We start from the raw sequence: 26,465 nt of genomic DNA, 5'->3' as shown, positions 1-26,465 counted from the left end.
AGACACCACGCTTGCGACAAACGTTTGCAACGTTGGTGCAATAGCTGCGCATTAGTTGCCGCATGGGCAGGGCGGACCGAACTGGCGGCGAACTATATCACTGCTGGTACAAGGCGCCCAAGGCCGGAACAGCGCTAGTTCGGATTGAAGACAAGGAAAAAACGTTGCTTGAGATGAATCTCAAGCGCATCACGCATAAACCCTGACGAACTTGCGTGAGGGAATTGATCATTACCGTTATAATCGCCGACTTTTCGTCAGGCTATACGATTCCAGACATGAGCCAATCCAGCGACCTTATCCAATCCGCGCAACGCACCATCCGCCTCGAGCTTGAAGCCGTGGAAGGCTTGCTGGCCCATATCGACGCAGATTTCGTACGCGCCTGCGAGATGATTCTGGCCAGCAAGGGCCGCGTGGTCGTGGTCGGCATGGGCAAGTCGGGTCACGTCGGCAACAAGATCGCCGCCACGCTGGCCAGCACCGGGACCACCGCGTTCTTCGTGCACCCGGCCGAGGCCAGCCACGGCGACATGGGCATGATCACCAAGGATGACATCATCCTGGCCCTATCCAACTCCGGCACCACCAACGAAATCGTGACCCTGCTGCCGCTGATCAAGCGCCTGGGCATCCAGATGATCAGCGTCACCGGCAATCCGGAATCGACGCTGGCCAAGGCCGCCGAAGTGAACCTCAACGTTCACGTGGCCCATGAGGCCTGCCCGCTGAACCTGGCGCCGACCTCCTCCACCACCGCCGCGCTGGTCATGGGCGACGCCCTGGCCGTGGCGCTGCTGGAAGCCCGTGGGTTTACTGCTGAGGACTTCGCGTTTTCGCACCCGGGCGGCGCCCTGGGCCGTCGTTTGCTGTTGAAAGTCGAAAACGTCATGCACTCGGGCGATGAACTGCCCCATGTCCAGCGCGGCACGCTGCTGAAGGACGCGCTGATGGAAATGACCCGCAAGGGCCTGGGCATGACTGTAATCCTGGAAGCCGACGGACGCCTGGCCGGCGTATTCACCGACGGTGATTTGCGCCGCACCCTGGACCGCGCCATCGATATTCACACCGCCACCATTGATGCGGTGATGACGCCCCACGGCAAGACCGCTCGCCCTGAAATGCTCGCAGCCGAAGCATTGAAGATCATGGAAGACCACAAGATCGGCGCATTGGTGGTGGTCAATAGTGACGACCGTCCGATTGGCGCCCTGAACATGCACGACTTGCTGCGTGCGGGAGTGATGTAAATGAGCAGCGACCTGTTGCAACGCGGCAAGAACATCAAGCTGGCGATTTTCGACGTTGACGGCGTGCTGACCGATGGACGCCTGTATTTTCTCGAGGACGGCAGCGAATTCAAGACCTTCAACACCCTCGACGGCCTGGGCATCAAGATGCTGATGGCGGCGGGCGTGCAAACGGCGATTATCAGCGGCCGGAAAACCCCGGTTGTGGAACGCCGCGCACAAAACCTGGGAATTGCTCACCTGTATCAGGGCCGCGAGGATAAACTGGTGGTCCTGGACGAGCTTCTTGGCCAACTCAACCTAAGCTATGAGCAGGTCGCCTACCTGGGCGACGACCTTCCCGACCTGCCGGTGATTCGCCGTGTGGGCCTGGGCATGGCCGTCGCCAATGCGGCGGCGTTTGTTCGCGAGCACGCCCATGGCATCACCACCGCCCGTGGCGGTGAAGGCGCCGCCCGCGAGTTCTGCGAGCTGATCCTGCGTGCCCAGGGCAGCCTTGAAGCGGCCAACGCCGCCTACTTATAGAGCGTTTTATGCTGAGCAAAAAGATTCGCAACTTCCTGCTATTCGGGGTCATCGCCGCGCTGTTCCTGGCGGTGGGCTACTGGAATATCAGCCCGGAGCGCTTTCTCGACCAGCCTGCCGCGCAGGTTGACGAAGGCGCTATCGACTATTACGCCACTAATGCCAGGAGCGTGCAGTTCCTGCCCGATGGCAAGGTGCAATACGAAATGACCTCGGATAAGGTCGAGCATGTCAAAGCCAGTGAAATCACGCTGCTGACCAACCCCGACATGAACATTTACCGCGGCACCGAGTTCCCGTGGCACGTCACCAGCAAGCGTGGCGAGGTCAACCCGGACGGTACCGAGGTGGAACTGATCGACTCGGTGCGCATCGCGCGCACTGATGATAAAAAACGTGAGACCGTGATTACCAGCAGTCGCATGACCGTATTCCCGCAGAAGCAATATGCGCAGACCGAGCAAAACGTTAGAATCGACGGCGCTGGCGGTGTATCGACTGGCAAGGGAATGAAAGCGTATTTGAAAGAAAGCAGGATACACCTGCTATCGAACGTAAGAGGACAGTATGAGGCTCGTTAAAACTCTCCCTATTTTGCTCGGCCTGGGCGCAGCACTGGGAAGCGTGAGCGCCTGGGCTCTGCCGAACGATAGCCAGCAGCCGATCCACATTTCGGCTGACGATGCGCAACTGGACGATAAGCAAGGCGTCGCCACCTATACAGGCGGCGTGATCATCACCCAGGGCTCGATGAAGATCACCGGCAACACGGTGACACTGACTCGCACGCAGTCCGGCGACATCGACGTGGTGACTTCGGTAGGCAATCTGGCTTACTTCGAACAGAAGCAAAAGGCTGAAGATCCTGGCCCTATGAAGGGCTATGGCAAGACTATCCAATATCATGCGCAGCAAAATCGCATCGTTCTGATCGACCAGGCCAAGGTACTGAGTGCTGACGGTAACTCCACCGAAGGGGAGAAGATCGTTTACAACACCCAGACCCAGGTTGCGCAGGCGGGCCGCGCCAACGGCACCAAGGTCAGCGCGCCACGCCCACGCATCGACATGGTCATCCAGCCGAAGAAGAAGGCCGAGTAATGGCAACCCTGAAAGCCCAGCATCTGGCCAAGGCCTACAAAAGCCGTCAGGTCGTGCGCGACGTCAGCCTGTCGATCGACAGCGGCCAGATCGTCGGCTTGCTTGGCCCCAACGGCGCCGGCAAGACCACCTGCTTCTACATGATCGTCGGGCTGGTCCAGGCGGACCAGGGTCGTGTATTGATCGATGACCTGGACGTGAGCCACCAGCCGATGCACGGCCGTGCCCGCGCCGGTATTGGCTACCTGCCGCAGGAAGCGTCGATCTTTCGCAAACTGTCGGTCGCCGACAACATCATGGCCATCCTCGAGACCCGCAAGGAACTCGACCGTGACGGCCGCCGCAAGGAGCTGGAAAGCCTGCTGCAGGAATTCCACATCAACCACATTCGCGACAACCTCGGCATGAGCCTCTCCGGTGGTGAGCGTCGTCGTGTGGAAATCGCCCGCGCCCTGGCCACCGCACCCAAGTTCATCCTGCTGGACGAACCGTTTGCCGGCGTCGACCCGATCTCGGTGGGCGATATCAAGCAGATCATCCATCACCTCAAGGCCAAGGGCATTGGCGTGCTGATCACCGACCACAACGTCCGCGAGACTCTCGATATCTGCGAAACCGCGTATATCGTCAACGATGGCCAGCTGATCGCCGAAGGCGATTCCGCCACCATCCTGGCCAACGAACTGGTCAAGGAAGTGTACCTGGGTCATGAGTTCCGCCTGTAAGCCGGCCTGTCTGAAAAACGCGGTGAAAGGCCGTTTGCCAAGGTGCGCGGGAGTCAATGAAAACCTCCGGATTTTTATTGTTACCGCGCTCTAGGCAAAGCCCCCGATATCAGGCATATAATTTGCTTATGTTTGGCGCTCACGCGCCCTGTCGTGGATGGCGCATTGCGCCGGCGAATAAGGTGTTAAGCCCCTGCCATGAAACCATCGCTAGTCCTGAGAATGGGCCAGCAGCTGACGATGACACCGCAGCTGCAACAGGCCATCCGCCTGCTCCAATTGTCGACCCTGGACCTGCAACAGGAAATCCAGGAGGCCCTGGAGTCCAATCCGATGCTCGAACGCCAGGAAGAAGGCGACGACTTCGATAATGCAGACCCACTGGCCGACAACATCGAGCAAAAACCCAATTCCGACGTGCAGGAACCCTCCTACCAGGAGACCGCCCCCACGGTGGACAACCTTGAGGAAGGCGACTGGAACGAACGCATTCCCAACGAACTTCCCGTCGATACCGCCTGGGAAGACGTCTACCAGACCAGCGCCAGCAGCCTGCCCAGCAATGACGATGACGAGTGGGACTTCACCACCCGCACGTCGGTTGGCGAGAGCTTGCAGAGCCATCTGCTGTGGCAATTGAACCTTGCACCGATGTCGGACACCGATCGCTTGATCGCCGTGACCCTGATCGACTGCATCAACAATCAAGGCTACCTGGACGAGACCCTTGAGGAAATCCTCGAGGCGTTCGACCCGGAGCTGGACATCGAGCTGGACGAAATCGAAGCCGTCCTGCACCGCATCCAGCAATTCGAGCCCGCCGGTATCGGCGCGCGCAACCTCAGCGAATGCCTGTTGCTGCAACTGCGCCAGCTGCCGGCCAAGACCGCCTGGCTCGCCGAGGCCCAGCGTCTGGTCACCGATTACATCGACCTGCTGGGCAGCCGCGACTACAGCCAGTTGATGCGCCGCATGAAGCTCAAGGAAGACGACCTGCGCCAGGTCATCGAGCTGGTACAGAGCCTCAACCCGCGCCCCGGCTCGCAGATCGAATCCAGCGAGGCCGAATACGTAGTCCCCGACGTGATCGTGCGCAAGGACAACGAGCGCTGGCTGGTGGAGTTGAACCAGGAGTCGGTGCCGCGTCTGCGGGTCAATCCGCAATATGCAGGTTTTGTACGCCGCGCCGATACCAGCGCCGACAATACCTTCATGCGTAACCAGCTGCAGGAAGCGCGCTGGTTCATCAAGAGCCTGCAGAGCCGCAACGAAACCCTGATGAAAGTCGCCACCCAGATCGTCGAGCACCAGCGCGGTTTCCTGGAATACGGCGACGAAGCGATGAAGCCGCTGGTGCTGCATGACATCGCCGAGGCGGTAGGCATGCACGAATCGACGATTTCCCGGGTAACGACGCAAAAATTCATGCATACCCCACGAGGTATATATGAGCTGAAATACTTTTTCTCCAGCCATGTGAGCACCTCCGAAGGCGGCGAATGCTCGTCCACGGCGATCCGCGCGATCATCAAGAAACTGGTTGCCGCGGAAAATCAGAAAAAGCCATTGAGTGACAGTAAGATCGCTGGTTTACTGGAGGCACAAGGCATTCAGGTCGCCCGTCGAACCGTCGCCAAGTACCGCGAGTCCCTAGGGATCGCGCCTTCCAGCGAGCGTAAGCGTTTGATGTGACGGGCGGGCCGCAGCGTTCCAGTGGCAGGTATTCCTTACCTGTCGCTTTATGCACTGGCAACGAAGGAGAAGCTGTATGCAAGTCAACATCAGTGGACACCATGTAGAAGTCACCCCTCCAATGCGCGAATACGTCGAGCAGAAGCTGAAGAAGCTTGAAGGACATTTCGACAAGATCACCAATGTGCAGGTCATCATGAAGGTCGATAAGCTTCAGCAGAAAATCGAGGCGACCCTTCAGATTCCCGGTGGCGAAGTGGTTGCTAACGCCGAGCATGAAGACATGTATGCATCGATCGACTTGCTCACCGACAAGCTTGACCGCCAACTCAAAAAGCATAAGGAAAAGAATCTGCACCTGATGCAAGGTACAGGTCGTTAACTCTCCCCCCATGATCCGACTTGAAACCATCCTGACCCCCGGCCGTTCCCTTGTGAACGTGCCGGGCGGCAGTAAAAAGCGCGCCCTCGAACAAATTGCCAACCTGATCAGCAGCCAAGTGCCTGAACTGGAGATGCAAGATGTCTTCGAGGCCCTGATTGCCCGTGAAAAACTCGGTTCCACCGGTTTTGGCAACGGCATCGCCATTCCTCACTGCCGCCTCAAAGGGTGCGAGACACCGGTCAGCGCGCTGCTGCACCTGGACGCTCCTATCGATTTCGACGCCATCGATGGTGCACCGGTCGACCTGCTGTTCGTACTGCTGGTCCCGGAAGCCGCCACCGATGCACACCTGGAACTGCTTCGGCAGATCGCCAGCATGCTCGACCGCAAGGAAGTACGCGACAAGCTGCGCAGTGCCAGCAGCAACGAGGCGCTGTACCAGGTTGTCCTGGATGAACAGAACGGGCAGTAACCATGCGTTTGATCATCGTCAGCGGCCGTTCCGGCTCGGGTAAAAGCACCGCCCTCAACGTTCTTGAGGACAACGGTTTCTACTGTATCGACAACCTGCCCGCCGGCCTGCTGCCGGAACTGGCCGAGCGCGCGCTGATCCACACGGAGCTGGCGCAGCCGCTGGTCGCGGTGTCGATTGACGCCCGCAATCTGCCAAGCCACCTCTCGCGGTTCCCCGAACTGCTCGAGGAGGTGCGCGCCAAGCATATCCATTGTGACGTGTTGTACCTGGACGCCGACGAAGAGACCCTGCTCAAGCGCTTCTCCGAGACCCGCCGGCGTCACCCTCTGAGCAGCGCCCAGCGTTCGCTGGCCGAAGCCATTGAGGACGAAACCAAGCTGCTGGGGCCGATCATTGACCTGGCCGACCTCAAGATCAACACCACCAGCCTTAACCTTTACCAGTTGCGCGATGCCATAAAGCTGCGCCTGTTGAACCAGCCGGAGCCGGGCACGGCGTTTCTCGTGGAGTCGTTTGGCTTCAAGCGAGGCATGCCGGTGGATGCCGACCTGGTATTCGATGTGCGCTGCCTGCCAAACCCCTACTGGAAGCCGGAGCTGCGTGAACAATCCGGTTTGGACCAGCCGGTGGCCGATTACCTGGCCGCACAACCGGATGTAGAGGAGATGTTCCAGGACATTTCCAGCTACTTGCTCAAATGGCTGCCGCGCTTCGCCGCCAGTAATCGGGCCTATGTCACCATTGCCATCGGCTGCACCGGCGGTCACCACCGCTCCGTCTACCTGACGGAGCGCCTGGGCCAGGTGCTGCAAAAAACCCTCAAGAACGTCCAGGTCCGCCACCGCGACCTTAGCTGAAAGGAACACACCCGCGATGCCCGCTCGTGAAATTGAAATCATCAACAAGCTGGGTTTGCACGCCCGGGCCTCGGCCAAGTTCGTCGGCGTCGCCGGCCAGTTCCCCTGCCAGATCCGCGCCGGGCGCACCCCGGACGCCATGGTCGACGGCAAGAGCATCATGGCCATGATGATGCTGGCGGCCGGCAAGGGCACCAGGATTCACTTGAAGACCGAAGGCGAGCAGGAGCAGGAAGCGATGGACGCCTTGGTGGCGCTGATCAACAACTACTTCGATGAGGGTGAGTGAACTCACCCTCTGAGACGGGCATGAGGTCGCAACGACTTCAGCCCAAAGCGGTATCCATCACCATCATCAGGCAAAAACCGATACACAGCCCAAGGCTGGCGAGCTTTTCGTGACCATTGCGCCGCGATTCAGGAATGACTTCGTGGGTCACCACCAGCAGCATCGCACCTGCGGCAAGGGCCAGGCCCAAAGGCAGCAGCACCTCGGCCAGACTTACCAACCACGCGCAGAGTACAGCGAACACCGGCTCCACCAGGCCTGACGCAGCACCGATCAGGAACGCCTTGACCCGTGACATCCCCGCCCCGGCCAATACCAGCGCAATCACCAGGCCTTCAGGCACATCCTGCAACGCAATGCCCATCGCCAGGCTATCGGCATCCGGCATTCCGCCACCGGCGGAGACGCCCACCGCCATGCCTTCCGGAATGTTGTGGGCGATGATGGCAAACACGAACAGCCAGATGCGCGGCGGGATCACCGGCTTGTCTGGCGTGCCCACCAGCATTTCCGGGCTGGCACCGGAGACCTGGCGGTCAACCAGGTACAGCCCGAATGCTCCGAGCATAATGCCGAAACAGATCAAGCCACTGGCGCCCCAGGGCGTCAGTCCCAGGCTCTCAGCCGCGCTAATGCCTGGCACGATCAGCGAGAACGCCGTCGCCGCCAGCATCACCCCAGCACCAAAGCCCAGCAACGTATCGCTCAGCGCCACCGGCATGCGCCGGATGACCAGCACCGGAACGGCACCGAGCGCCGTGCCGAGCGCGCAGATGGCCCCGCCCTGCAGGGCGCGCAGAATACGCGGTTCCAGGTCCAGCCAGGCCAGCCCGTGGGCTACCAGCAATGCAGAACCTGCCAATAGCAGCAGCGAACCAAATGCATAACGAAACATTCGCCCGCTGCTGATCGCCAGTGTTTCAATGCCCATAGTCGGCCTTAGATCTTGTTATGAGGTTGAATTCAGGCAACAGCGGCCTGATAGCGCGCGGCAACTTCCGGCCAGTTGATAACACTGTAGAAGGCATTGATGTATTCGGGGCGGCGGTTCTGATACAGCAGATAGTAGGCGTGCTCCCAGACGTCCAGGCCGAGGATCGGCGTATTACCGTTCATCAGCGGACTGTCCTGGTTACCGCTGCTTTCCACCACCAGGGTCTTTTGCGGGGTGACACTCAGCCACGCCCAGCCGCTGCCGAAACGGGTCAGGGCCGCCTTGGTGAATGCTTCCTTGAAGCTATCGAATCCACCCAACTGCTCGTCGATCGCCTTGCCCAGCTCGCCCTCGGGTTTACCGCCGCCCTTGGGCGACATCACCGCCCAGAACAACGAATGGTTGGCGTGCCCGCCGCCTTGGTTGATCACCGCAGCGCGCATTTTTTCCGGCAGCTGCTGCACGCTGGACACCAGCTTCTCCACCGGCCAGCCCGCAAACTCGGTGCCTTCTACGGCCGCGTTGAGGTTGTTGATGTAGGTCTGGTGGTGCTTGGTGTAATGAATTTCCATGGTCTGCGCATCGATATGCGGTTCCAGGGCGTCATAGGCGTAAGGCAAGGCAGGCAAGGTGTAAGTCATATCAATGTGCTCCGTAGTGGGAAGTGGTCGGTTGCACCGCAGCGCCACCCAGCAAGCGATGGGTGCGCGGGTACTCACCGTGATCGCTGATGAAGTTCAATAGCTCGACGTAAGTCTTGCTGCTCTGACGCAGGGCCGCTTCGCGTAATTGCGGGCTCAACCGCGAGTCCTGCATGGTTTGCAGCAGACGCTGGTGAATCGCGCAGAGGTATTCGGCGCTCTCTTCCGGCTGGTTCAGGCGCAGGTGCAGATCCGCCAGGTTGTGATGGGAAATGACGCAGGCCGCCACCGCTTCGTCGGCGTCCGCCCAGCGTTCGAACAACACTTGGGCCAGGGCCAGGGCTTGCAAGTAGGCCTCGCGAGCATCCACCAGTTCGCCGGCCATAAAACAGCGATTGGCCCGTTCGATCGTGCGTTTCCAGTGCTCCATGGTGAGCCTCCAAAGCAGGGTCGGTGATTACACGCCGCCGGCGGTGAGCTTTTCCGGATCCAGCAGGATTTCCAGTTGGCTGCGCGGCAAGTCGGTGTGCTCGAGGGCGACATCAATCACCGGGCGACCCTGCTGATAGGCCGTCTTGGCTATCTCGGCAGCCTTTTGGTAACCGATGATCGGGTTGAGTGCGGTGACCAGGATCGGGTTGCGCGATAACGCCTCCTTGAGCTTGGCTTCGTTGACCTTGAAGCTGGCAATGGCCTTGTCTGCGAGCAAACGGCTGGCATTGGCCAGCAATTGGAGACTGCTGAGCAGGTTCTGGGCAATGATCGGCAGCATCACGTTCAGCTCGAAATTGCCCGACTGGCCGGCGACGGTGATCACCGTATCGTTGCCGATGACCTGCGCGGCGACCATGGCGGTCGCTTCCGGGATCACCGGGTTGACCTTGCCGGGCATGATCGAGGAGCCCGGCTGCAGGGCTTCGAGTTCGATTTCACCGAGGCCGGCGAGCGGGCCGGAGTTCATCCAGCGCAGGTCGTTGGCAATCTTCATCAGCGACACGGCGGTGGCTTTCAGCTGGCCGGAGACGGCAACGGCGGTGTCCTGGGAGCCGATCAGTGCAAACAGGTTCTTGCCTGGGGTGAAGGTCACGCCGGTCAGGGTGCTCAATTGCTGGCTGAAACGCGCGGCGAACTGCGGGTGTGCGTTGATCCCGGTGCCGACCGCCGTGCCGCCCTGGGCCAGCGCTTGCAGGCTTGGCAGCAGGTCCTGCAAGTGCCCGATGTTGGCCTTGAGCTGCTGCGCCCAGCCGTTGAGCACCTGGCTCATGCGCACCGGCATGGCGTCCATCAGGTGCGTGCGGCCGGTCTTGATGAACGGGTGGACCTCTTCGGCTTTTTGCTCGATCACCTGAACCAGGTGCAGCAAGGCCGGCAGCGTATGCTCATGCAGCACCAGCGCGGCACTGACGTGGATAGTGGTCGGAATGATGTCGTTGCTGCTTTGGCCGCAGTTCACGTGATCGTTGGGGTTTACCGGCTCGCCCAGCAAACGGGTCGCGAGGGTCGCAATCACCTCGTTGGCATTCATGTTGGAGCTGGTGCCGGAGCCGGTCTGGAAGATATCCACCGGGAAGTGCCGCATGAAATCACCTTCGAGCAAACCTTGGGCGGCATCGACGATAGCCTTGCCCTGCCCTGCGCTGATTTGTTCGAGGTCGACGTTGACTTTGGCGGCGGCGGCCTTGGCCAGGATCAATGCGCGGATGAATTGCGCCGGCATGGGTTGATGGCTGATCGGGAAATTGTTTACCGCGCGCTGGGTCTGGGCGCCGTACAAAGCCTCGGCGGGCACCTGCAGTTCGCCCATGCTGTCGCGTTCGATACGGGTATTACTCATCGGAGGATCCTTGGACCAGGTCAGTAACGGAAAGAGAGGGCAACAATTGGCACGTAGCCAATTGCCAAGCGAAGGTCTGCCAGCGCTTGAGGCGGCAGGCACAGTGGGAGAGCTTTTCCAGATCGCGCAGTGGGCGCCAGGCCTGATCCAGGCACATGGAACGCCAATGCCAGGGCAGCACGATATCGCTGGCGGTATCGAGTAGCAGACGGAATGAGGTTTCAGCGATCGTCCACGGATGGGTGGCGGTGCAACACGCCAGGTAGCGGCCCTCATTGAGGTAGTGTTCGATCAGACGCGGCTCGTTGGGGTCGAGGCCGCAACGAATCTGTCGGCTCATCCAGCGCCAGCTCTCAAGATAAGGATCCTCATGCAGGACAGGCTTCATGATCCACACTCATTCGGTAATGAGATTTATTATTAAATGATATTAAGAATCAAAACAAGGGTGGCGTGATAATCCCTTGTCACACACACAAAAAAAAGCGCGCCATCTTCAAGACGGCGCGCCTTTGGGTGGAGCAATGGATGAATCAGCTACCGGCGACGGTCATCCGCTCGATCAACACCGACCCTGTGCGAATGTTGCTGCGCAGTTCCAAGTCATTACCCACCGCGACGATCTGCTTGAACATGTCGCGCATGTTGCCGGCGATGGTCACCTCCTGGACGGCAAACTGAATCTCGCCGTTTTCCACCCAGAAACCCGCGGCACCACGGGAGTAATCACCCGTGACCATGTTCAAGCCATGGCCCATCAATTCGGTCACCAGCAGGCCACGCCCCATGCGCCGCAACAGGGCGGCCTGGTCTTCCTCGCCATGGGTGACGAACAGGTTGTGCACGCCGCCGGAGTTGGCAGTGCTTGGCAGGCCGAGTTTGCGGCCGGAATAGGTGCTCAATACGTAGGAAACCAGCTCGCCGTTCTCGACGAAAGGCTTCGCGTAAGTCGCCAGGCCATCGCCGTCGAACGATGTGCTGCCCATGGCGCGCATCAGGTGGGGGCGTTCGTCAATGGTCAGCCACTCTGGAAACAGTTTCTGGCCGATCGCACCCTCGAGGAACGACGACTTGCGGTACAGGTTGCCACCGGAAATCGCCCCCAGGAAACTGCCGAACAACCCACCGGCCAACTCTGCGGAAAACAGCACCGGCACTTCGCAGGTTGGCACCGGGCGCGCACCCAGGCGACTTGCCGCACGTTGCGCGGCGCGCTGGCCAATGCTGACTGGGTCAGCGAGCAGGTCGCCCTGGCGGTTCACGTCGTACCAGTAATCGCGCTGCATCTGGCCATTGGCCTCGGCGATCATTACACAGCTCAGGCTATGGCGCGTGGAAGCATAACCGCCGATAAAACCATGGCTGTTGCCGTACACGCGGCAACCCTGATGGGTACTCAACGTGGTGCCATCAGCGTTCTTGATGCGGGCATCGGCGTCGAATGCCGCCGCTTCGCAGACCAAAGCCTGCTCGATGGCCTGCTCTGGCGTGATGTCCCAAGCGTGGAACAGATCGAAATCCTGCAGGTCCTGGGCCATCAGCGCCTTGTCGGCCAAGCCTGAGCTTTCATCTTCGGAGGTGTGCTTGGCGATGGCCAATGCAGCGGCCACGGTTTCGCGGATCGCCTCCGGGCCGCTGGCCGAGGTACTCGCCGACCCTTTGCGCTGCCCTACATACAAGGTGATGCCAAACCCTTGGTCGCGATTGAACTCAACGGTTTCCACTTCCCGCTGACGGACCGACGTCGACAGCCCTTGCTCCAGCGACACCGCCACTTCACAGGCGCTGGCCCCCTGGCGCTTGGCCTCGGCAAGGATCTGCTCGACTTGTTCCTGCAGTGCCGGTAACGCTTGCGGACCGACGCTTTGGGCTGCACTCATGGTTTTCTCCACTCAAATTCTGCTTTCGGTTAAGGCCATCGAGCGACCGGGCCGGACAAGCGGCCCCCGACTGGTTATCATGGCGGCGTTTCTTTGCGGACTGCCACCATGGTTGATTCTTACGACGACTCCCTCGATGGGGAGAAAAGCAAAACCCAGGTCAAACGTGAGCTGCATGCTCTGGTTGACCTCGGCGAGCGCCTTACAACGCTCAAGAAGGATTTGATTGCAAAACTGCCGTTGACCGACGAAATGCGCCGGGCTTTGGCGGATGCGCCCAAGCACACCGCGAATATCGCGCGTAAACGGCACATCATGTTTATCGGCAAACTGATGCGCGATCAGGACACTGACGCCATTCTGGCCTTGCTTGATCAAACCGATGCCTCCACTCGCCAGTACAACGAACGCTTCCATAACCTGGAGCGTTGGCGTGACCGCCTGATTGAGGGCGATGACGCCGTGCTGGAGAAATTCGTGCTGGACTATCCGGATGCGGACCGCCAGCAACTGCGCTCCCTGATCCGTCAGGCCCAGCATGAGCAGGCGCATAACAAAGCGCCGGCCACCAGCCGTAAAATCTTCAAATACATCCGAGAGCTGGACGAGACTCAACGCGGTCTGCGCTGATCCTCTTCCGCGGGTGGCGGTCTTCGCCACCCGAAGCTCCACGGCTCACGACCCCGTGCCACCCACGGTGATCGCATCAATCTTCAGCGTTGGCTGGCCGACACCCACCGGCACCGACTGCCCATCCTTACCGCACGTGCCCACACCGCTGTCCAGCGACAGGTCGTTGCCGACCATCGACACCTTGCTCATCGCCTCCGGGCCATTACCGATCAACGTTGCCCCTTTGACCGGCGCGGTAATCTTGCCGTCTTCGATCAGGTACGCCTCGCTGGTGGAAAACACGAACTTGCCGCTGGTGATATCCACCTGGCCACCACCGAGGTTGGCGCAGTAGATGCCGCGCTTTACCGAAGCGATGATTTCCGCCGGATCGCTTTGGCCACCGAGCATGTAGGTATTGGTCATGCGTGGCATCGGCAGGTGCGCATAAGATTCGCGGCGGCCGTTACCGGTGCGGGCAACCCCCATCAGGCGAGCGTTGAGCTTGTCTTGCATATAGCCCTTGAGCACGCCGTTTTCGATCAGGGTGGTGCACTCGGTTGGGGTCCCCTCATCATCCACGCTCAGCGAGCCACGACGCCCGGCCAGGGTGCCGTCATCGACGATAGTGCAGAGCTTGGACGCAACCATTTCGCCCATGCGCCCGCTGTAGGCCGAACTGCCCTTGCGGTTGAAGTCCCCTTCCAGGCCATGCCCGACCGCTTCGTGCAGCAGCACACCGGACCAGCCCGAACCCAGCACTACCGGCAGGGTACCCGCCGGTGCCGGAATCGCTTCCAGGTTGACCAGCGCCTGGCGCAACGCTTCACGGGCATACCCCATGGCGCGGTCATCGCTGAGGAAATAACGGTAGTCGGTACGCCCGCCGCCGCCATGGCCACCGCGCTCGCGACGACCGTTCTGCTCGACGATCACACTCACGTTGAAACGCACCAGCGGCCGTACATCCGCCGCCAGGCCGCCATCGGTGGACGCCACCAGGATACGTTCCCACACGCCGGCCATGCTCACGGTGACCTGCTGGATACGTGGGTCCAGGGCACGGGTGGCCGCGTCGACACGCTTGAGCAGCTCGACCTTTTCCGCGCGGCTGATCACTTCCAGTGGGTTATCCGGTGCGTATAACTGGGCCACGTCCTGGGTGCTGAATGCCTGCACCGTGCCATTTTGCCCGGCGCGCGAGATCGAGCGCGCAGCACGCGCCGCCAGGCCCAAGGCTTCCAGGGTGATCGCGTTGCTGTAGGCGAAACCGGTTTTCTCACCGGATTGCGCGCGAACGCCGACCCCCTGATCAAGATTGAAACTGCCTTCCTTGACGATCCCGTCTTCCAACGACCAGGACTCGGAGATCTGGCCCTGGAAATACAGATCGGCCGCGTCAATGCCCGGCCCGGCCAGATCGCCGAGCACGGTTTGCAGACTTTCGATGGTCACGCCACCGGGTGCCAGGAGGTGTTCACTGACTGAGGACAACAACTCGCTCATAGGTATGGCCTTAAATTCATCGTTCCGAAGCAGGCCGCTGTGCGCCCTGCGAGAAAAAGCGCCGGTGGTTGACCACCGGCATGCGCGCCCGAATCGACGCCTGTTCACTGCTATCGCGCTCGGCCAACAACACCGCTTCGCCTTTGTCCTGTTGTGCCAGCACACGCCCCCACGGGTCGACAATCGCCGCGTGCCCATGGGTTTCCCGTGGGCCCGGATGCACACCGCCCTGGGCGGCCGCCAGCAGGTAGCACTGGGTTTCGATGGCCCTTGCACGCACCAGCACATCCCAATGCGCGGCGCCGGTCACGGCCGTAAACGCCGAAGGTGCGCTAATCAATTGCGCCCCCGCCGCACGCAACTCGCTGTAGAGCTCGGGGAAGCGCAAGTCGTAACATACCGTCAGCCCCAGGCGGCCGACCGGTGTATCCGCGACCACCACGTTGCCACCGAAAGCATAGTCATCAGACTCGCGATAGCGACCTCGAGCGTCCGCCACATCGACATCGAACAAATGCAGCTTGTCGTAACGGGCAACGGTCTCGCCGCGATCATCGACCAACAGCGAGCAGGCATGTGGCTTGGCGTGCGGTTGATCCTCGGGTGGCAACGGCAAAGTACCGGCCACTATCCATAAGGTGAGGTCGCGGGCGGTCTGTTTCAACCATGGCAGGATCGGGCCGTCGCCCAGCGCTTCGGCGCGGCCGATATCGGCCACATCGCGACGGCCCATGGCGGCGAAGTTTTCCGGCAGCACCGCCAACTTCGCACCACCCGCCGCCGCTTGCTCCAGCAGACGCCGGGCCTGGGCCAGGTTGGCCAGCACGTCGCTCTGGCTGACCATTTGAATTACCGCAAAGGACATGGGCCGACACTCCCTGAAGGATAGGTGGCCATGCTACTCCACAGGCTCTCAGTTTGGCTTTTCAAATGGCTTGTCGAAAGTGATTTTCGGGTCTTTCCATGGGCCTTCCACCTTGTATTGCACGCTGGCGAAGCGCGCAACACGGTCACCGATCAGCTTGTCGATCAGGAACAACGCACCGCCAATCGCCGGCGCGCCCACGATCAGCGCGGCGATCGGCAGGTTATTGGTGACCGGCAGGGTGACCAGCAGCTTGGCGTCAACCCGGTCGGCGACCAGGTCCAGGGTGCCGTTGAGCTCCAGGTTGGTCGATGGCCCGGTCATGGTGATCGGTTCACGGGTCACGAACACACCGTCACTGGCGGCCAGCAAGCCTTTGACCCGGTCATAGCTCAGGCCCTTGCCGAGCAAGTCGGAAAAGTCCAGGCGCAACCGGCGCCCGATGGAGTTGAAATTCAACAGGCCGAATACCCGCAGGGCCTGGGCACCGCCTTCCACTTCCACGAACTGACCGTTGCGAAATGCCGCGTCCAGGCTGCCCGAGAAGCGCTTGGGCCCTACATAGGCCGGCGAACCGGGCCAGCGACCATCCACGTCCAGATGGAAATCCTGGCTGGTGACGGTCGGTGCATAACCCCACCCCTTGAGCACATCACCAATATTCTTGCCGTCCAGGCGGCCCTTGTACCAACTGCCGCTGGCGCCCGCTGCGCCCTCCCAACCACCGGCCCCCTTGAGCTGCATGCCCTTGAGGCCCAGGTCCAGGTTAGTGAACGCCAGGCCCTTGGCGGTCGGGCGGATTTTCAGCGACCAGGCGCCGACCAGGTCCGGGCCTTGGAACAACTGGTCAATGGCGATATCCAGCGCCGGAATATCCTTCGGATCGATGCTCGCCAATGGGTCCGGAGCGTTTTCGTCCGCCTGCACCGTCGGGTCCACCGCCGGCAGTTTCACGTATTGCAGGTTGATCGCAATCGGTGCGCCCTTGGCGTCCGGCAGGTTGACCGTGCCCTTGGCCTGCTGGCTGTCGAACTGCAAGCCCCACGCCGCCTGCTTACTGTCCAATTGCAAGTTCACTCGATCAAACTGGGTGCCGAAACCGGTCAGCTTGCCCACCTTGAAATCGGCGCCGCTGAGCAATTGCTTGGCACTGCCGCCAGGATCGTTCCCGGCATACTGGTTGACGAGCTTTCTCCAGGGATCGATATCCAGTTCCGACAGCACGCCGCGAATACGCAAGCCCCTGGCACCTGGCAGCACCGCTTCGCCATCACCGAGGAACAGCTCTCCCCGGCCATCATTGAATTTGTCCGGCGGCGCGGCAAAAGTAAAATTCGCCAACTCGCCGTAATCGAACCAATAGCGGCGCTCGGCGCCCTGCAGGGTCATGCGAAATACGCTGTCACGGCCCTGGCTGGCCGGCATGCCGAACGGCGCGGGCAAATCCACCGCCACGCCCTTGAGGTTCGAGCTCACCATCAGTTGGCTGTCGGCGCCGCTCAGGTCCAGTTGCAACTGGTAGGGAATATCACCGGAGACCGGCAACGGCTGAGTGACGTTCAGCCAATCCGCCAGCCGCTTGACCGTCACCTGGCCCTTGGCAACCACGCGCGTGCTGACAGTACCCGGCTTGCCGTCGGCAAAGATCTGCGCGGTGATCGGCCGGTCGAACGCCTGGGCCGTGATGTTCTGCCCACTGAGGCCCTTGGTGCTGTCGAAGCGCAAATCGCCCTTGAGCTGGGTCAGGTCAAGGGTGGGCTCCGCCAGTTGCAGTCGCGCCTTATCGGTTTTGAAGTCCACCACGATTTTCGGCTCGGCGCCCTTGGTCAACGGGATATCCAGGTCGAGATTGCCTTGCAGATCGCCCTCACCTTTCCAGCCGGCAAACGTCGATGCCGTGCCGATCGGTGCTTCCTGGAGGATCTTCAGGCCATCGCCCAAACCGCCGGCAAAACCACCCGTCAGCAACAGATGGCTGTCCTTGCCGGCAGGCGCGTGGGGAATATTGACGTAGATGTCCTTGACCTTGGTGTCGAGCAACTGGCCCTTGCTCGCCAGGATGCGTACGCCGCTCTCCTCGACAAACACTTCGCCGTTGACCTTGCTCACATGGGGCCAGCCGGGCTGAAACGCCAGCTCGGCGTCATGCACCTTGAAGAACAGGCTGATATTGCGCGAAGCCCGCAACGCGTCGTGGTTCAGCGAACCCTGGTACTGGAAGAAGCCCTGGTCCACCGCCCCCTTGAGAATCGCCGTGCGCAACCATTCATCGAGTGCCGGGCTCAACACCGCCGGCAGGTACTTGGGGGTGAAGCGCCCGTCGCCATCGACCATGCCGACGCGCAGGTCCATGTAGTCTTCCTGGCTATGGTCGAAATGCAGGCGAATCAGGAAGTCGGCGGCGATCTTGCCCTCCTCGCCCAGCACCTTGATATACGGGGCGATCAGGGTGAAACCTTGCTTGTCCAGCTTCCAGGTCAGGCGTGCATTGGCCTGCAGGTACTGCCAGGGCTTGGCGAAGATCGGGTCAAGGTGCAGGGAGAAGTCTTTGCTGTCCATGCGCAACTCGCCATGGCCCAGGTCGCCACTGATACTGCCCGATACGTTACGCGCGGCGGGCGCGCCAGAGTAGGCATCAAAACCGATGCGCTCGAGGTTGGCGGCGAAGCTGACTTTTTGATCGGTGGTGTCTTGAGGGCGAAAGTCCACCAGCACATTACGCAGCAGGCCAGTGGCCTTGAGGTGCTCGAGGGTTTTGGCGAAACCTTCCGGCAGCGGCGCCAGGGCATTGAGCAGTGGCGTGAGCGGCGTGAGGTCCAGGCGGTCGGCCTGGAGCTTCCAGACTTCCTGGTCCTTGTCGCTAGCCAGGGTCTGCTGGAGTTGCAGGCGGGATTCCCAACGGGTTTCCCCCAGGTTCATCGCCAGGGAGTCGAACAGCACCTTGAGGCCGGTGTCGCTGCGCTGCAGGTAGGCGGTGAGCGCAAGGTTTTCGATGTGCACAGGCTTGCGCTCGGCGTAACGGCCTTTGACCTGAGGCGAGTTGAGGCGCACCACAGCGCTTTGCACGGTGCCTTTGGCCCAGGTCAGCCAGAATTCGCCACCGGCCTTGAATTGGCTGAGTGTCCACTGCTGGGTCAGCTTGGCCGGGATCCACTTGGCCCAATCGCTTTGCGGCAGGCTCAGGTAGGCCTGGACTTCGCCGTCCTTCCACTGGCTGGCGCGAATACGCGTGCGCAGGCTCAAGGCGAGCGGCTGGCCATCGGGCAGGGTCAAGCGCGCGTCCAGACGCTGGCGGGTCATGCCGGTGTGCAGGCTCAGCCCGACATACGTCAGCGTCACGGGTGCCTGGTCAAACGGTTGCAACGTGACCTGGCTGTCGAGCAGCGACACACGCTTGACCCGCTGCATGCGCGTGAGCAACTGCTCCGGGTCCAGCGGCTGGTCGTCGCGCATCGGCAGGCCCTGAAGGGCCCATTTGCCGTCCTTGTCTTCCTTGACGCTGAGCTGCAAGCCACTGACTTGCAAATGCGCAATGCGCACTTCGCGCGCCATGAGGCTGGCCCAGATATCCGGCACCACTTCGACCTGGTCCAGGCGCAGGGCACTGCTGCCCTCGCCCACCATCACATCATGGGCCAGCAATACCGGGGCGAAGCCGCTCCAGCGGCCTTCAAGACTGCCGATATGCAGGGGCATGTCCACCGCAGCCTGGGCCTTGGCTTCGACTTCCCCACGGTATTCGGCCACCAGTGGGGTCAATTCACGGCCCAGGCTCACATACACGGCCGCCAATACCAGCAGCAAGGCGCAGAGGCCCAGGCCCCAACGGGTCAAAGCGGCAAAAAAGCGTATCAGACGCTCCATGTCAGGCGACCCTCAAGGCGGTAGTCGGACGGCAGATCACGGTCTGTCCGTCGCGTAAAAGGGAAAACGATTGGGGATCAGAGCAGCACCACGTCGTATTGTTCCTGGGAATACATGGTTTCGACCTGGAAGCGAATCGTGCGCCCGATAAACCCCTCCAGCTCGGCAACGTTGCCGGACTCTTCGTCCAGCAGCCGATCCACCACTTTCTGGTTGGCGAGTACTCTATAACCTTCGGCCTGATAGGCTCGCGCCTCTCGTAGGATTTCACGGAAAATCTCGTAGCAAACCGTTTCCGGCGTCTTCAATTTACCGCGCCCCTGGCAACTGCTGCATGGCTCGCACAGCACCTGTTCGAGGCTTTCGCGGGTGCGCTTGCGGGTCATCTGCACCAGGCCCAGTTCGGTAATGCCGATAATGTTGGTCTTGGCGTGATCGCGTTCCAGCTGCTTTTCGAGGGTACGCAGCACCTGGCGCTGGTGCTCTTCATCTTCCATGTCGATGAAGTCGATGATGATGATGCCGCCCAGGTTGCGCAGGCGCAGTTGGCGGGCAATCGCCGTAGCCGCTTCGAGGTTGGTCTTGAAGATCGTCTCTTCAAGGTTGCGATGACCGACGAACGCGCCCGTGTTGACGTCAATGGTGGTCATGGCTTCCGCCGGGTCCACCACCAGATAGCCGCCGGACTTGAGTGGCACCTTGCGTTCCAGGGCTTTCTGGATTTCATCTTCGACGCCATACAGGTCAAAGATCGGCCGTTCGCCTGGGTAATGTTCCAGGCGGTCGGCAATTTCCGGCATCAGCTCGGCGACAAACTGTGTGGTGCGCTGGAAGGTTTCCCGCGAGTCGATGCGAATTTTTTCAATCTTCGGGCTGACCAGGTCGCGTAGCGTGCGCAGAGCCAGGCCCAGGTCTTCGTAAATGACGCTTGGCGCGCTGATGGTCTTGATCTGCACGTCGATCTGGTCCCACAACCGGCGCAGGTAACGGATGTCCATCAGGATTTCATCGGCGCCCGCGCCCTCCGCGGCGGTGCGCAGGATAAAACCACCGGCCTCCTTGATGCCTTCGGCGGCCACGCAATCGCTGACCACCTTCTTGAGGCGTTCGCGCTCGGCTTCGTCTTCGATCTTCAGGGAAATGCCGACATGGGCGGTGCGCGGCATGTAGACCAGGTAGCGCGACGGAATCGACAGCTGCGTGGTCAGGCGCGCGCCTTTGGAGCCGATGGGGTCCTTGGTGACCTGTACCACCAGGCTCTGCCCTTCGTGCACCAGGGCGCTGATGCTTTCGACCGCCGGGCCTTCGCGCAGGGAAATTTCCGAGGCATGGATAAACGCGGCTCGGTCCAGGCCGATATCGACGAAGGCAGCCTGCATCCCCGGCAACACGCGCACCACCTTGCCCTTGTAGATGTTGCCGACGATCCCGCGCTTCTGGGTGCGCTCCACGTGGACTTCTTGCAGAACACCGTTCTCTACCACCGCCACGCGCGATTCCATCGGCGTGATATTGATCAGAATCTCTTCACTCATGGCTGGGTCTCGTTCAGGCGTTTTCACAATAGTGACCGATCGCTTAAGGCTGGGCGCTCAAGTAGAAGCGTTCAGCGCACGGTTAGGTTTTGCCAACAGGGTATGCCGAATTGGCCGAGCAGTTGCGCGGTTTCGCAAACTGGCAGGCCGACCACGGCGGAATAACTGCCATTGAGGCCGGCGACAAACACTGAACCCAGTCCTTGAATAGCATAGCCGCCCGCCTTGTCCTGGGGCTCGCCACTGTGCCAGTAGGTTGTCGCTTCCTCGGCAGTAATCCCCCGAAAAAGCACACGACTGCTTACGCATCGGGTTTCACAGCGCTGGCCATCCGTGACGGCAATGGCGGTAAGCACCTCATGCTCACGTCCGGCTAACGCCATTAACATCGCCAGGGCATCGGCCTGGTCCACCGGTTTGCCGAGGATCCGGCCATCGACGATCACCGCCGTATCAGCCCCTAGCACACAGGCGCCGACAGTGTGTTCAAGCGCAGCAAAACCTGCCGCAGCCTTGCCGCGCGCCAAGCGCTCGACGTAGGAAACGGCGGATTCGTTTGTAAGAGGGGTTTCATCAATAGCGGCGCTGACCACGGTGAAGGGCACACCGATCTGGGTCAGCAGTTCACGCCGCCTCGGGGAGCCCGAGGCCAGGTATAGCGAATTCATTGCAGACTCTCCCTGTAGGGTTCGATAACCAGGCAGAGCCTCGCAATCCATTCAATTGATCTTATAGCGGCGACGTAAACCACGCAGGCCGAAGCTGATCCATGGCCATAGCAAGGCGCTGACCAGGGCCGGCAATACCAGCGCCAGCGTAGGCTGACGATTACCGGTCAACGCGCTCAGCCAGAGCTGAACAAGCTGCGCCAGGCCGAAGATCACCAGGATCACCAGGCACTGCTGCCACATCGGGAACATGCGCAGGCGCTGCTGCAACGACAGCACCAGGAAGGTAATCAGGGTCAGGATCAACGCGTTCTGGCCCAGCAAGGTGCCATACAACACGTCTTGCGCCAAACCCAGGAACATGGCGGTGACCATGCCGACTTTATGCGGCAGGTTCAGCGACCAGAAGGCCAGCAGCAAGGCCAGCCAGAGCGGGCGCAGGATCTCCATAAACTGTGGCAGTGGCGAGACGCTGAGCAGCAGGCCGACGGCGAAGGTCAGCCAGACGATCCAGCCGTTGCGCGAATGAGTACTGGCCATTATTCCTCCCTCTGCCGCGTGGTTGTCGGGGCGGTCGCTGGGCGCGCGGCAGGGGCGGCAGCAGGCGGTTTAGCCGCCGGCGTGGTGGTGGCAGGCGTCGACGCGGGAGGCTTGGTCGCGGCCGGTTTGACCGGGTGCGCCGCCGGTTTGACGGGCGTCACGGCAGGCGCGCCCACTGCCGGGGTCACCGCAGGTGTGGCCGGTGTTCCCGGGGCAGGCTTGGGTACAGTGGAAGGAATGATCGGCGCAGTGCCGTTCTTCTTGTCTTCCGCTTCCTGGGCCTGGGCGGCGTCGTTGGCGCGCTCTTCCGGGGTGCGGTTGTCGCTGAACACCAGCAGCAGGTAGCGGCTGCGGTTCAAGGCGGCGGTAGGCACGGCGCGCACAATGGCGAACGGCTGACCGGAATCGTGGATCACTTCCTTCACCGTCGCCACCGGGTAGCCCGCCGGGAAACGCTGACCCAGGCCGGAGCTGACCAACAGGTCGCCTTCCTTGATGTCGGCGGTATCGGCCACATGCCGCAATTCCAGGCGCTCGGGGTTGCCGGTGCCGCTGGCAATCGCGCGCAGGCCGTTGCGGTTGACCTGCACCGGAATGCTGTGGGTCGTGTCCGTGAGCAGCAATACCCGCGAGGTGTACGGCATCAGCTCGACCACCTGGCCCATCAGGCCGCGGGCATCGAGCACCGGCTGGCCGAGGACCACACCGTCGCGCTCACCCTTGTTGATGATGATGCGATGGGTAAAGGGGTTCGGGTCCATGCCGATCAACTCGGCCACTTCGACCTTTTCGTTGACCAGCGCGGAAGAATTGAGCAACTCGCGCAGGCGAACGTTCTGCTCGGTGAGGGCCGCGAGCTTTTGCATGCGCCCCTGCAGCAGCAGGTTTTCGGTCTTGAGTTTTTCGTTCTCGGCAACCAGCTCGGTGCGGCTGCCGAATTGGCTGGCCACGCCCTGGTACAGACGTTGCGGCAGGTCGGTGATCCAGTAAGTCTGCATCAGCACCAGCGACATCTGGCTGCGCACCGGCTTGAGCAGCGCAAAGCGGGCATCGACCACCATCAGCGCGACCGAAAGCACGACCAGCACCAACAGGCGCACGCCCAATGAGGGGCCTTTGGCGAAAAGCGGTTTAATAAGCCGCTCCTCCCAGGCAAATGTTCTCTTTATTCATACGGCATCTAACCGGCCCGGATGCAGATTGAAGAAGATAAACGCCAGCAGGCAGCACTGCAAAGTGCTGCCTGCGGGCGAAACATGGGCAAACCCGCAACGACTTATTCGCTGGAGAGCAGGTCCATGGTGTGTTTATCCATCATTTCCAGTGCACGGCCACCGCCACGGGCGACGCAGGTCAGCGGGTCTTCGGCAACAATCACCGGCAGGCCGGTTTCCTGGGCCAGCAGCTTGTCGAGGTCGCGCAGCAAGGCGCCACCACCGGTCAGTACCAGGCCACGTTCGGCGATGTCGGAGGCCAATTCCGGCGGCGATTGCTCCAGGGCGCTCTTCACCGCCTGAACGATGGTGGCCAGCGACTCTTGCAGGGCCTCCAGCACTTCATTGGAGTTCAGGGTGAAGGCACGTGGCACGCCTTCGGCCAGGTTGCGGCCGCGAACATCGACTTCGCGCACTTCGCCGCCCGGGTAGGCGGTACCGATTTCCTGCTTGATGCGCTCGGCGGTGGACTCGCCGATCAGGCTGCCGTAGTTACGACGCACATACGTGATGATCGCTTCGTCGAAGCGGTCGCCGCCCACGCGCACGGATTCGGCATACACCACACCGTTCAGGGAGATCAGGGCGATCTCAGTGGTACCACCACCGATATCCACCACCATCGAACCGCGTGCTTCTTCAACCGGCAGGCCGGCACCGATCGCAGCGGCCATCGGCTCTTCGATCAGGAACACTTCACGGGCACCGGCGCCGAGGGCCGATTCGCGGATGGCGCGGCGCTCCACCTGGGTGGACTTGCAGGGAACGCAGATCAGCACACGAGGGCTGGGCTGCAGGAAACTGTTTTCGTGAACCTTGTTGATGAAGTACTGCAGCATCTTCTCGCAGACACTGAAGTCGGCGATCACGCCGTCTTTCATCGGACGAATGGCAGCAATATTGCCTGGTGTGCGGCCGAGCATGCGCTTGGCCTCGGTGCCGACGGCAACGACACTTTTCTGATTACCATGGGTCCGAATGGCCACAACCGATGGCTCATTCAGGACGATACCGCGCTCGCGCACGTAAATAAGGGTGTTGGCAGTGCCCAGGTCAATGGAAAGATCGCTGGAAAACATGCCACGCAGTTTCTTGAACATGGGAAAGGGACCCTAGGCAACGCGTGGGTAAAAAAGTGCGGCAAACTCTAACAACGACAGGGATTTTGGGCAAGGCGCCAATGTGCTAAATTGGCCGACTTTCTGTGCACCCAACCCCACAATCGCGGCCGTGAGACCGTAGAAATGCGGTAGTGTTCCGACAATCTAACACACGGATAGCCTCCGTTCTGTTTTCCACTGGAGATTCCCATGACGCTTGAACGCTCCGACGTGGAAAAAATCGCGCATCTGGCCTCGCTTGGCCTCAATGATGCCGATCTTCCACAGACCACCGCAGCCCTGAACAGCATTCTCGGGCTGGTCGACCAGATGCAGGCCGTGAATACCGACGGCATCGAGCCCCTGGCTCACCCGCTGGAAGCCAGCCAGCGCCTGCGCGCAGACGTCGTGACCGAAAGTAATAATCGCGAGGCCTACCAGTCCATCGCGCCAGCGGTCGAAAACGGCCTGTACCTGGTTCCGAAAGTCATCGACTAAAGGGAAAGAGCCTGCAATGCATCACATGACTCTGGCCGAGATCGCCCGCGGTCTCGCCGACAAAAAGTTTTCTTCCGAAGAGCTGACCAAGACCCTGCTTGCGCGCATCGCCGAGCTCGATCCAAAGGTCAACAGCTTCATCAGCCTCACCGAGGAGCTGGCCTTGAGCCAGGCCAAGGCCGCCGACGCACGTCGCGCCAACGGTGAAAATGGCGTACTGCTGGGCGCCCCCATCGCCCACAAAGACCTGTTCTGCACCCAGGGCATTCGCACCAGCTGCGGCTCGAAGATGCTCGACAACTTCAAGGCACCCTACGACGCCACCGTGGTGTCCAAGCTGGCCGCCGCTGGCGCCGTGACCCTGGGCAAGACCAACATGGACGAGTTCGCCATGGGTTCGGCCAACGAGTCGAGCTACTACGGCGCGGTGAAAAACCCGTGGAACCTTGCGCACGTACCCGGCGGTTCGTCCGGTGGGTCGGCCGCCGCGGTGGCCGCACGCTTCCTGCCGGCCGCCACCGCCACGGACACCGGCGGTTCGATTCGCCAGCCTGCCGCGTTCACCAACCTCACCGGATTGAAGCCGACCTACGGTCGCGTTTCCCGCTGGGGCATGATCGCCTACGCCTCCAGCCTCGATCAGGGCGGCCCGCTGGCGCGCACCGCCGAAGACTGCGCGATTTTGTTACAAGGCATGGCGGGTTTCGATAAGCAGGACTCCACCAGCATCGACGAGCCCGTGCCGGACTACAGCGCAGCCCTGAACACCTCGCTCAAGGGCCTGCGCATCGGCGTGCCGAAGGAATATTTCAGCGCTGGTCTCGACCCGCGCATCGCCGAACTGGTGCACAACAGCGTCAAGACGCTGGAAGGCCTCGGTGCCGTGATCAAGGAAATCAGCCTGCCGAACAACCAGCACGCGATTCCCGCGTACTACGTGATCGCGCCGGCGGAAGCCTCTTCCAACCTGTCGCGTTTCGACGGCGTGCGTTTCGGCTATCGCTGTGAAAACCCCAAAGACCTCAACGACCTGTACAAGCGTTCCCGTGGCGAAGGTTTCGGGGCCGAAGTACAACGCCGGATCATGGTCGGTGCCTATGCCCTCTCGGCCGGCTACTACGACGCTTACTACCTTAAGGCGCAGAAGATCCGCCGCCTGATCAAGAACGACTTCATCGCTGCCTTTGAAGAAGTTGACGTGATCCTCGGCCCTACCACGCCGAACCCGGCCTGGAAGATCGGCGCCAAGACCGGCGACCCGATCGCCGAGTACCTGGAAGACCTGTACACCATCACCGCCAACCTCGCGGGCTTGCCGGGCTTGTCCATGCCCGCCGGTTTCGTCGACGGCCTGCCGGTGGGCGTGCAATTGCTCGCCCCGTATTTCCAGGAAGGCCGCCTGCTCAATGTGGCGCACCAGTACCAGTTGAACACTGACTGGCACACCCGCATCCCTACCGGCTTCTGAGGAG

27 protein-coding genes are annotated in these 26,465 nt (G+C 61.1%); 13 read left to right on the top strand and 14 right to left on the bottom strand.

The features are described from left to right. Nucleotides 1–278 precede the first annotated feature (278 nt). From H0Z09_RS05785 to H0Z09_RS05740, 10 genes are all read left to right on the top strand, one after another. Nucleotides 279–1,253, top strand: a complete 975-nt coding sequence (locus H0Z09_RS05785) for a KpsF/GutQ family sugar-phosphate isomerase (RefSeq protein ID WP_076951184.1) — start codon at nucleotides 279–281, stop codon at nucleotides 1,251–1,253. Further along, a complete protein-coding gene (locus H0Z09_RS05780; RefSeq protein WP_076951183.1) occupies nucleotides 1,254–1,778 on the top strand; it encodes an HAD family hydrolase in 525 nt (174 codons plus the stop codon). Between the two features lie 8 nt (nucleotides 1,779–1,786). Next, nucleotides 1,787–2,359, top strand: a complete 573-nt coding sequence (gene lptC / locus H0Z09_RS05775; protein WP_076951182.1) for an LPS export ABC transporter periplasmic protein LptC — start codon at nucleotides 1,787–1,789, stop codon at nucleotides 2,357–2,359. Then, the gene (lptA, locus tag H0Z09_RS05770; protein WP_076951181.1) at nucleotides 2,346–2,879 is read left to right on the top strand and encodes a lipopolysaccharide transport periplasmic protein LptA; all 534 of its coding nucleotides are present in this window, start codon (nucleotides 2,346–2,348) and stop codon (nucleotides 2,877–2,879) included. Before lptC ends, lptA begins: the two co-directional genes overlap by 14 nt. Continuing rightward, entirely contained in the window at nucleotides 2,879–3,604 is a 726-nt protein-coding gene (gene lptB / locus H0Z09_RS05765) for an LPS export ABC transporter ATP-binding protein (protein ID WP_003171806.1), read from the top strand. Before lptA ends, lptB begins: the two co-directional genes overlap by 1 nt. A 198-nt stretch (nucleotides 3,605–3,802) precedes the next feature. Continuing rightward, nucleotides 3,803–5,296, top strand: a complete 1,494-nt coding sequence (locus tag H0Z09_RS05760; protein WP_076951180.1) for an RNA polymerase factor sigma-54 — start codon at nucleotides 3,803–3,805, stop codon at nucleotides 5,294–5,296. 76 nt (nucleotides 5,297–5,372) lie between these two features. Beyond that, nucleotides 5,373–5,678: a ribosome-associated translation inhibitor RaiA gene (gene raiA / locus H0Z09_RS05755; RefSeq protein ID WP_057724572.1), complete on the top strand. Its 306-nt coding sequence runs from the start codon at nucleotides 5,373–5,375 to the stop codon at nucleotides 5,676–5,678. 10 nt (nucleotides 5,679–5,688) lie between these two features. After that, on the top strand, nucleotides 5,689–6,153 hold the full coding sequence (gene ptsN / locus H0Z09_RS05750) for a PTS IIA-like nitrogen regulatory protein PtsN (protein ID WP_076951179.1): 465 nt from the start codon (nucleotides 5,689–5,691) through the stop codon (nucleotides 6,151–6,153). A 2-nt stretch (nucleotides 6,154–6,155) separates the two neighbouring features. Beyond that, nucleotides 6,156–7,013, top strand: a complete 858-nt coding sequence (gene rapZ / locus H0Z09_RS05745) for an RNase adapter RapZ (RefSeq protein WP_076951178.1) — start codon at nucleotides 6,156–6,158, stop codon at nucleotides 7,011–7,013. Between the two features lie 16 nt (nucleotides 7,014–7,029). Then, nucleotides 7,030–7,302, top strand: a complete 273-nt coding sequence (locus tag H0Z09_RS05740; protein ID WP_186688335.1) for an HPr family phosphocarrier protein — start codon at nucleotides 7,030–7,032, stop codon at nucleotides 7,300–7,302. 37 nt (nucleotides 7,303–7,339) lie between these two features. Here the strand turns inward: H0Z09_RS05740 and H0Z09_RS05735 are convergent, their stop codons facing one another. From H0Z09_RS05735 to pmbA, 6 genes are all read right to left on the bottom strand, one after another. Then, nucleotides 7,340–8,233, bottom strand: coding sequence for a ZIP family metal transporter (locus tag H0Z09_RS05735; RefSeq protein ID WP_186688333.1), 894 nt, complete (start codon nucleotides 8,231–8,233; stop codon nucleotides 7,340–7,342). A gap of 32 nt (nucleotides 8,234–8,265) precedes the next feature. Continuing rightward, nucleotides 8,266–8,877, bottom strand: a complete 612-nt coding sequence (locus H0Z09_RS05730) for a superoxide dismutase (RefSeq protein WP_076951175.1) — start codon at nucleotides 8,875–8,877, stop codon at nucleotides 8,266–8,268. A gap of 1 nt (nucleotide 8,878) precedes the next feature. Continuing rightward, nucleotides 8,879–9,307: a hypothetical protein gene (locus H0Z09_RS05725; RefSeq protein WP_076951174.1), complete on the bottom strand. Its 429-nt coding sequence runs from the start codon at nucleotides 9,305–9,307 to the stop codon at nucleotides 8,879–8,881. Between the two features lie 27 nt (nucleotides 9,308–9,334). Next, the gene (locus H0Z09_RS05720; protein ID WP_076951173.1) at nucleotides 9,335–10,711 is read right to left on the bottom strand and encodes a class II fumarate hydratase; all 1,377 of its coding nucleotides are present in this window, start codon (nucleotides 10,709–10,711) and stop codon (nucleotides 9,335–9,337) included. After that, nucleotides 10,704–11,099, bottom strand: a complete 396-nt coding sequence (locus tag H0Z09_RS05715; RefSeq protein WP_186688331.1) for a FagA protein — start codon at nucleotides 11,097–11,099, stop codon at nucleotides 10,704–10,706. Before H0Z09_RS05715 ends, H0Z09_RS05720 begins: the two co-directional genes overlap by 8 nt. A gap of 145 nt (nucleotides 11,100–11,244) precedes the next feature. Further along, on the bottom strand, nucleotides 11,245–12,591 hold the full coding sequence (pmbA, locus tag H0Z09_RS05710) for a metalloprotease PmbA (RefSeq protein ID WP_186688328.1): 1,347 nt from the start codon (nucleotides 12,589–12,591) through the stop codon (nucleotides 11,245–11,247). 108 nt (nucleotides 12,592–12,699) lie between these two features. Between pmbA and yjgA the strand changes: the two genes are divergently transcribed. After that, the gene (gene yjgA, locus H0Z09_RS05705; RefSeq protein WP_076951170.1) at nucleotides 12,700–13,221 is read left to right on the top strand and encodes a ribosome biogenesis factor YjgA; all 522 of its coding nucleotides are present in this window, start codon (nucleotides 12,700–12,702) and stop codon (nucleotides 13,219–13,221) included. Between the two features lie 45 nt (nucleotides 13,222–13,266). On the opposite strand, the gene tldD is transcribed toward yjgA, so the two are convergent. The 8 genes from tldD to mreB all read right to left on the bottom strand — a co-directional run bounded on the left by tldD (nucleotide 13,267) and on the right by mreB (nucleotide 24,495). Next, nucleotides 13,267–14,709, bottom strand: coding sequence for a metalloprotease TldD (gene tldD, locus H0Z09_RS05700; protein ID WP_186688325.1), 1,443 nt, complete (start codon nucleotides 14,707–14,709; stop codon nucleotides 13,267–13,269). A gap of 16 nt (nucleotides 14,710–14,725) precedes the next feature. Continuing rightward, nucleotides 14,726–15,574, bottom strand: coding sequence for a carbon-nitrogen hydrolase family protein (locus tag H0Z09_RS05695; protein WP_186688322.1), 849 nt, complete (start codon nucleotides 15,572–15,574; stop codon nucleotides 14,726–14,728). A gap of 48 nt (nucleotides 15,575–15,622) precedes the next feature. Next, nucleotides 15,623–19,438, bottom strand: coding sequence for a YhdP family protein (locus H0Z09_RS05690; RefSeq protein ID WP_186688319.1), 3,816 nt, complete (start codon nucleotides 19,436–19,438; stop codon nucleotides 15,623–15,625). Nucleotides 19,439–19,515: 77 nt separating this feature from the next. Then, entirely contained in the window at nucleotides 19,516–20,973 is a 1,458-nt protein-coding gene (rng, locus tag H0Z09_RS05685) for a ribonuclease G (protein ID WP_076951166.1), read from the bottom strand. Between the two features lie 71 nt (nucleotides 20,974–21,044). Continuing rightward, nucleotides 21,045–21,641, bottom strand: coding sequence for a Maf family protein (locus tag H0Z09_RS05680; protein WP_186688317.1), 597 nt, complete (start codon nucleotides 21,639–21,641; stop codon nucleotides 21,045–21,047). Between the two features lie 51 nt (nucleotides 21,642–21,692). After that, nucleotides 21,693–22,181 carry a rod shape-determining protein MreD gene (gene mreD / locus H0Z09_RS05675; RefSeq protein ID WP_186688315.1) on the bottom strand — a complete coding sequence of 163 codons (489 nt, stop codon included), beginning with the start codon at nucleotides 22,179–22,181 and terminating at the stop codon, nucleotides 21,693–21,695. Next, nucleotides 22,181–23,317 carry a rod shape-determining protein MreC gene (gene mreC, locus H0Z09_RS05670; RefSeq protein ID WP_186688641.1) on the bottom strand — a complete coding sequence of 379 codons (1,137 nt, stop codon included), beginning with the start codon at nucleotides 23,315–23,317 and terminating at the stop codon, nucleotides 22,181–22,183. The genes mreD and mreC overlap by 1 nt, the downstream gene beginning before the upstream one ends. 140 nt (nucleotides 23,318–23,457) lie before the next feature. Next, nucleotides 23,458–24,495, bottom strand: coding sequence for a rod shape-determining protein MreB (gene mreB, locus H0Z09_RS05665; protein ID WP_002555108.1), 1,038 nt, complete (start codon nucleotides 24,493–24,495; stop codon nucleotides 23,458–23,460). Nucleotides 24,496–24,705: 210 nt separating this feature from the next. On the opposite strand from mreB, the gene gatC reads away from it, so the two are divergent. Together gatC and gatA are read left to right on the top strand one after the other, a co-directional pair. Next, nucleotides 24,706–24,993, top strand: a complete 288-nt coding sequence (gene gatC, locus H0Z09_RS05660) for an Asp-tRNA(Asn)/Glu-tRNA(Gln) amidotransferase subunit GatC (RefSeq protein WP_010213142.1) — start codon at nucleotides 24,706–24,708, stop codon at nucleotides 24,991–24,993. 16 nt (nucleotides 24,994–25,009) lie between these two features. Then, nucleotides 25,010–26,461, top strand: a complete 1,452-nt coding sequence (gatA, locus tag H0Z09_RS05655) for an Asp-tRNA(Asn)/Glu-tRNA(Gln) amidotransferase subunit GatA (protein WP_186688313.1) — start codon at nucleotides 25,010–25,012, stop codon at nucleotides 26,459–26,461. Nucleotides 26,462–26,465: the final 4 nt, after the last annotated feature.

Origin of the sequence: Pseudomonas sp. SWRI18, assembly GCF_014268345.1 — a bacterium.
Taxonomy (GTDB): domain Bacteria; phylum Pseudomonadota; class Gammaproteobacteria; order Pseudomonadales; family Pseudomonadaceae; genus Aquipseudomonas; species Aquipseudomonas cedrina.
Note: the sequence above shows the minus strand (reverse complement) of the source record. Positions and strands in the feature narration are given on the sequence as shown.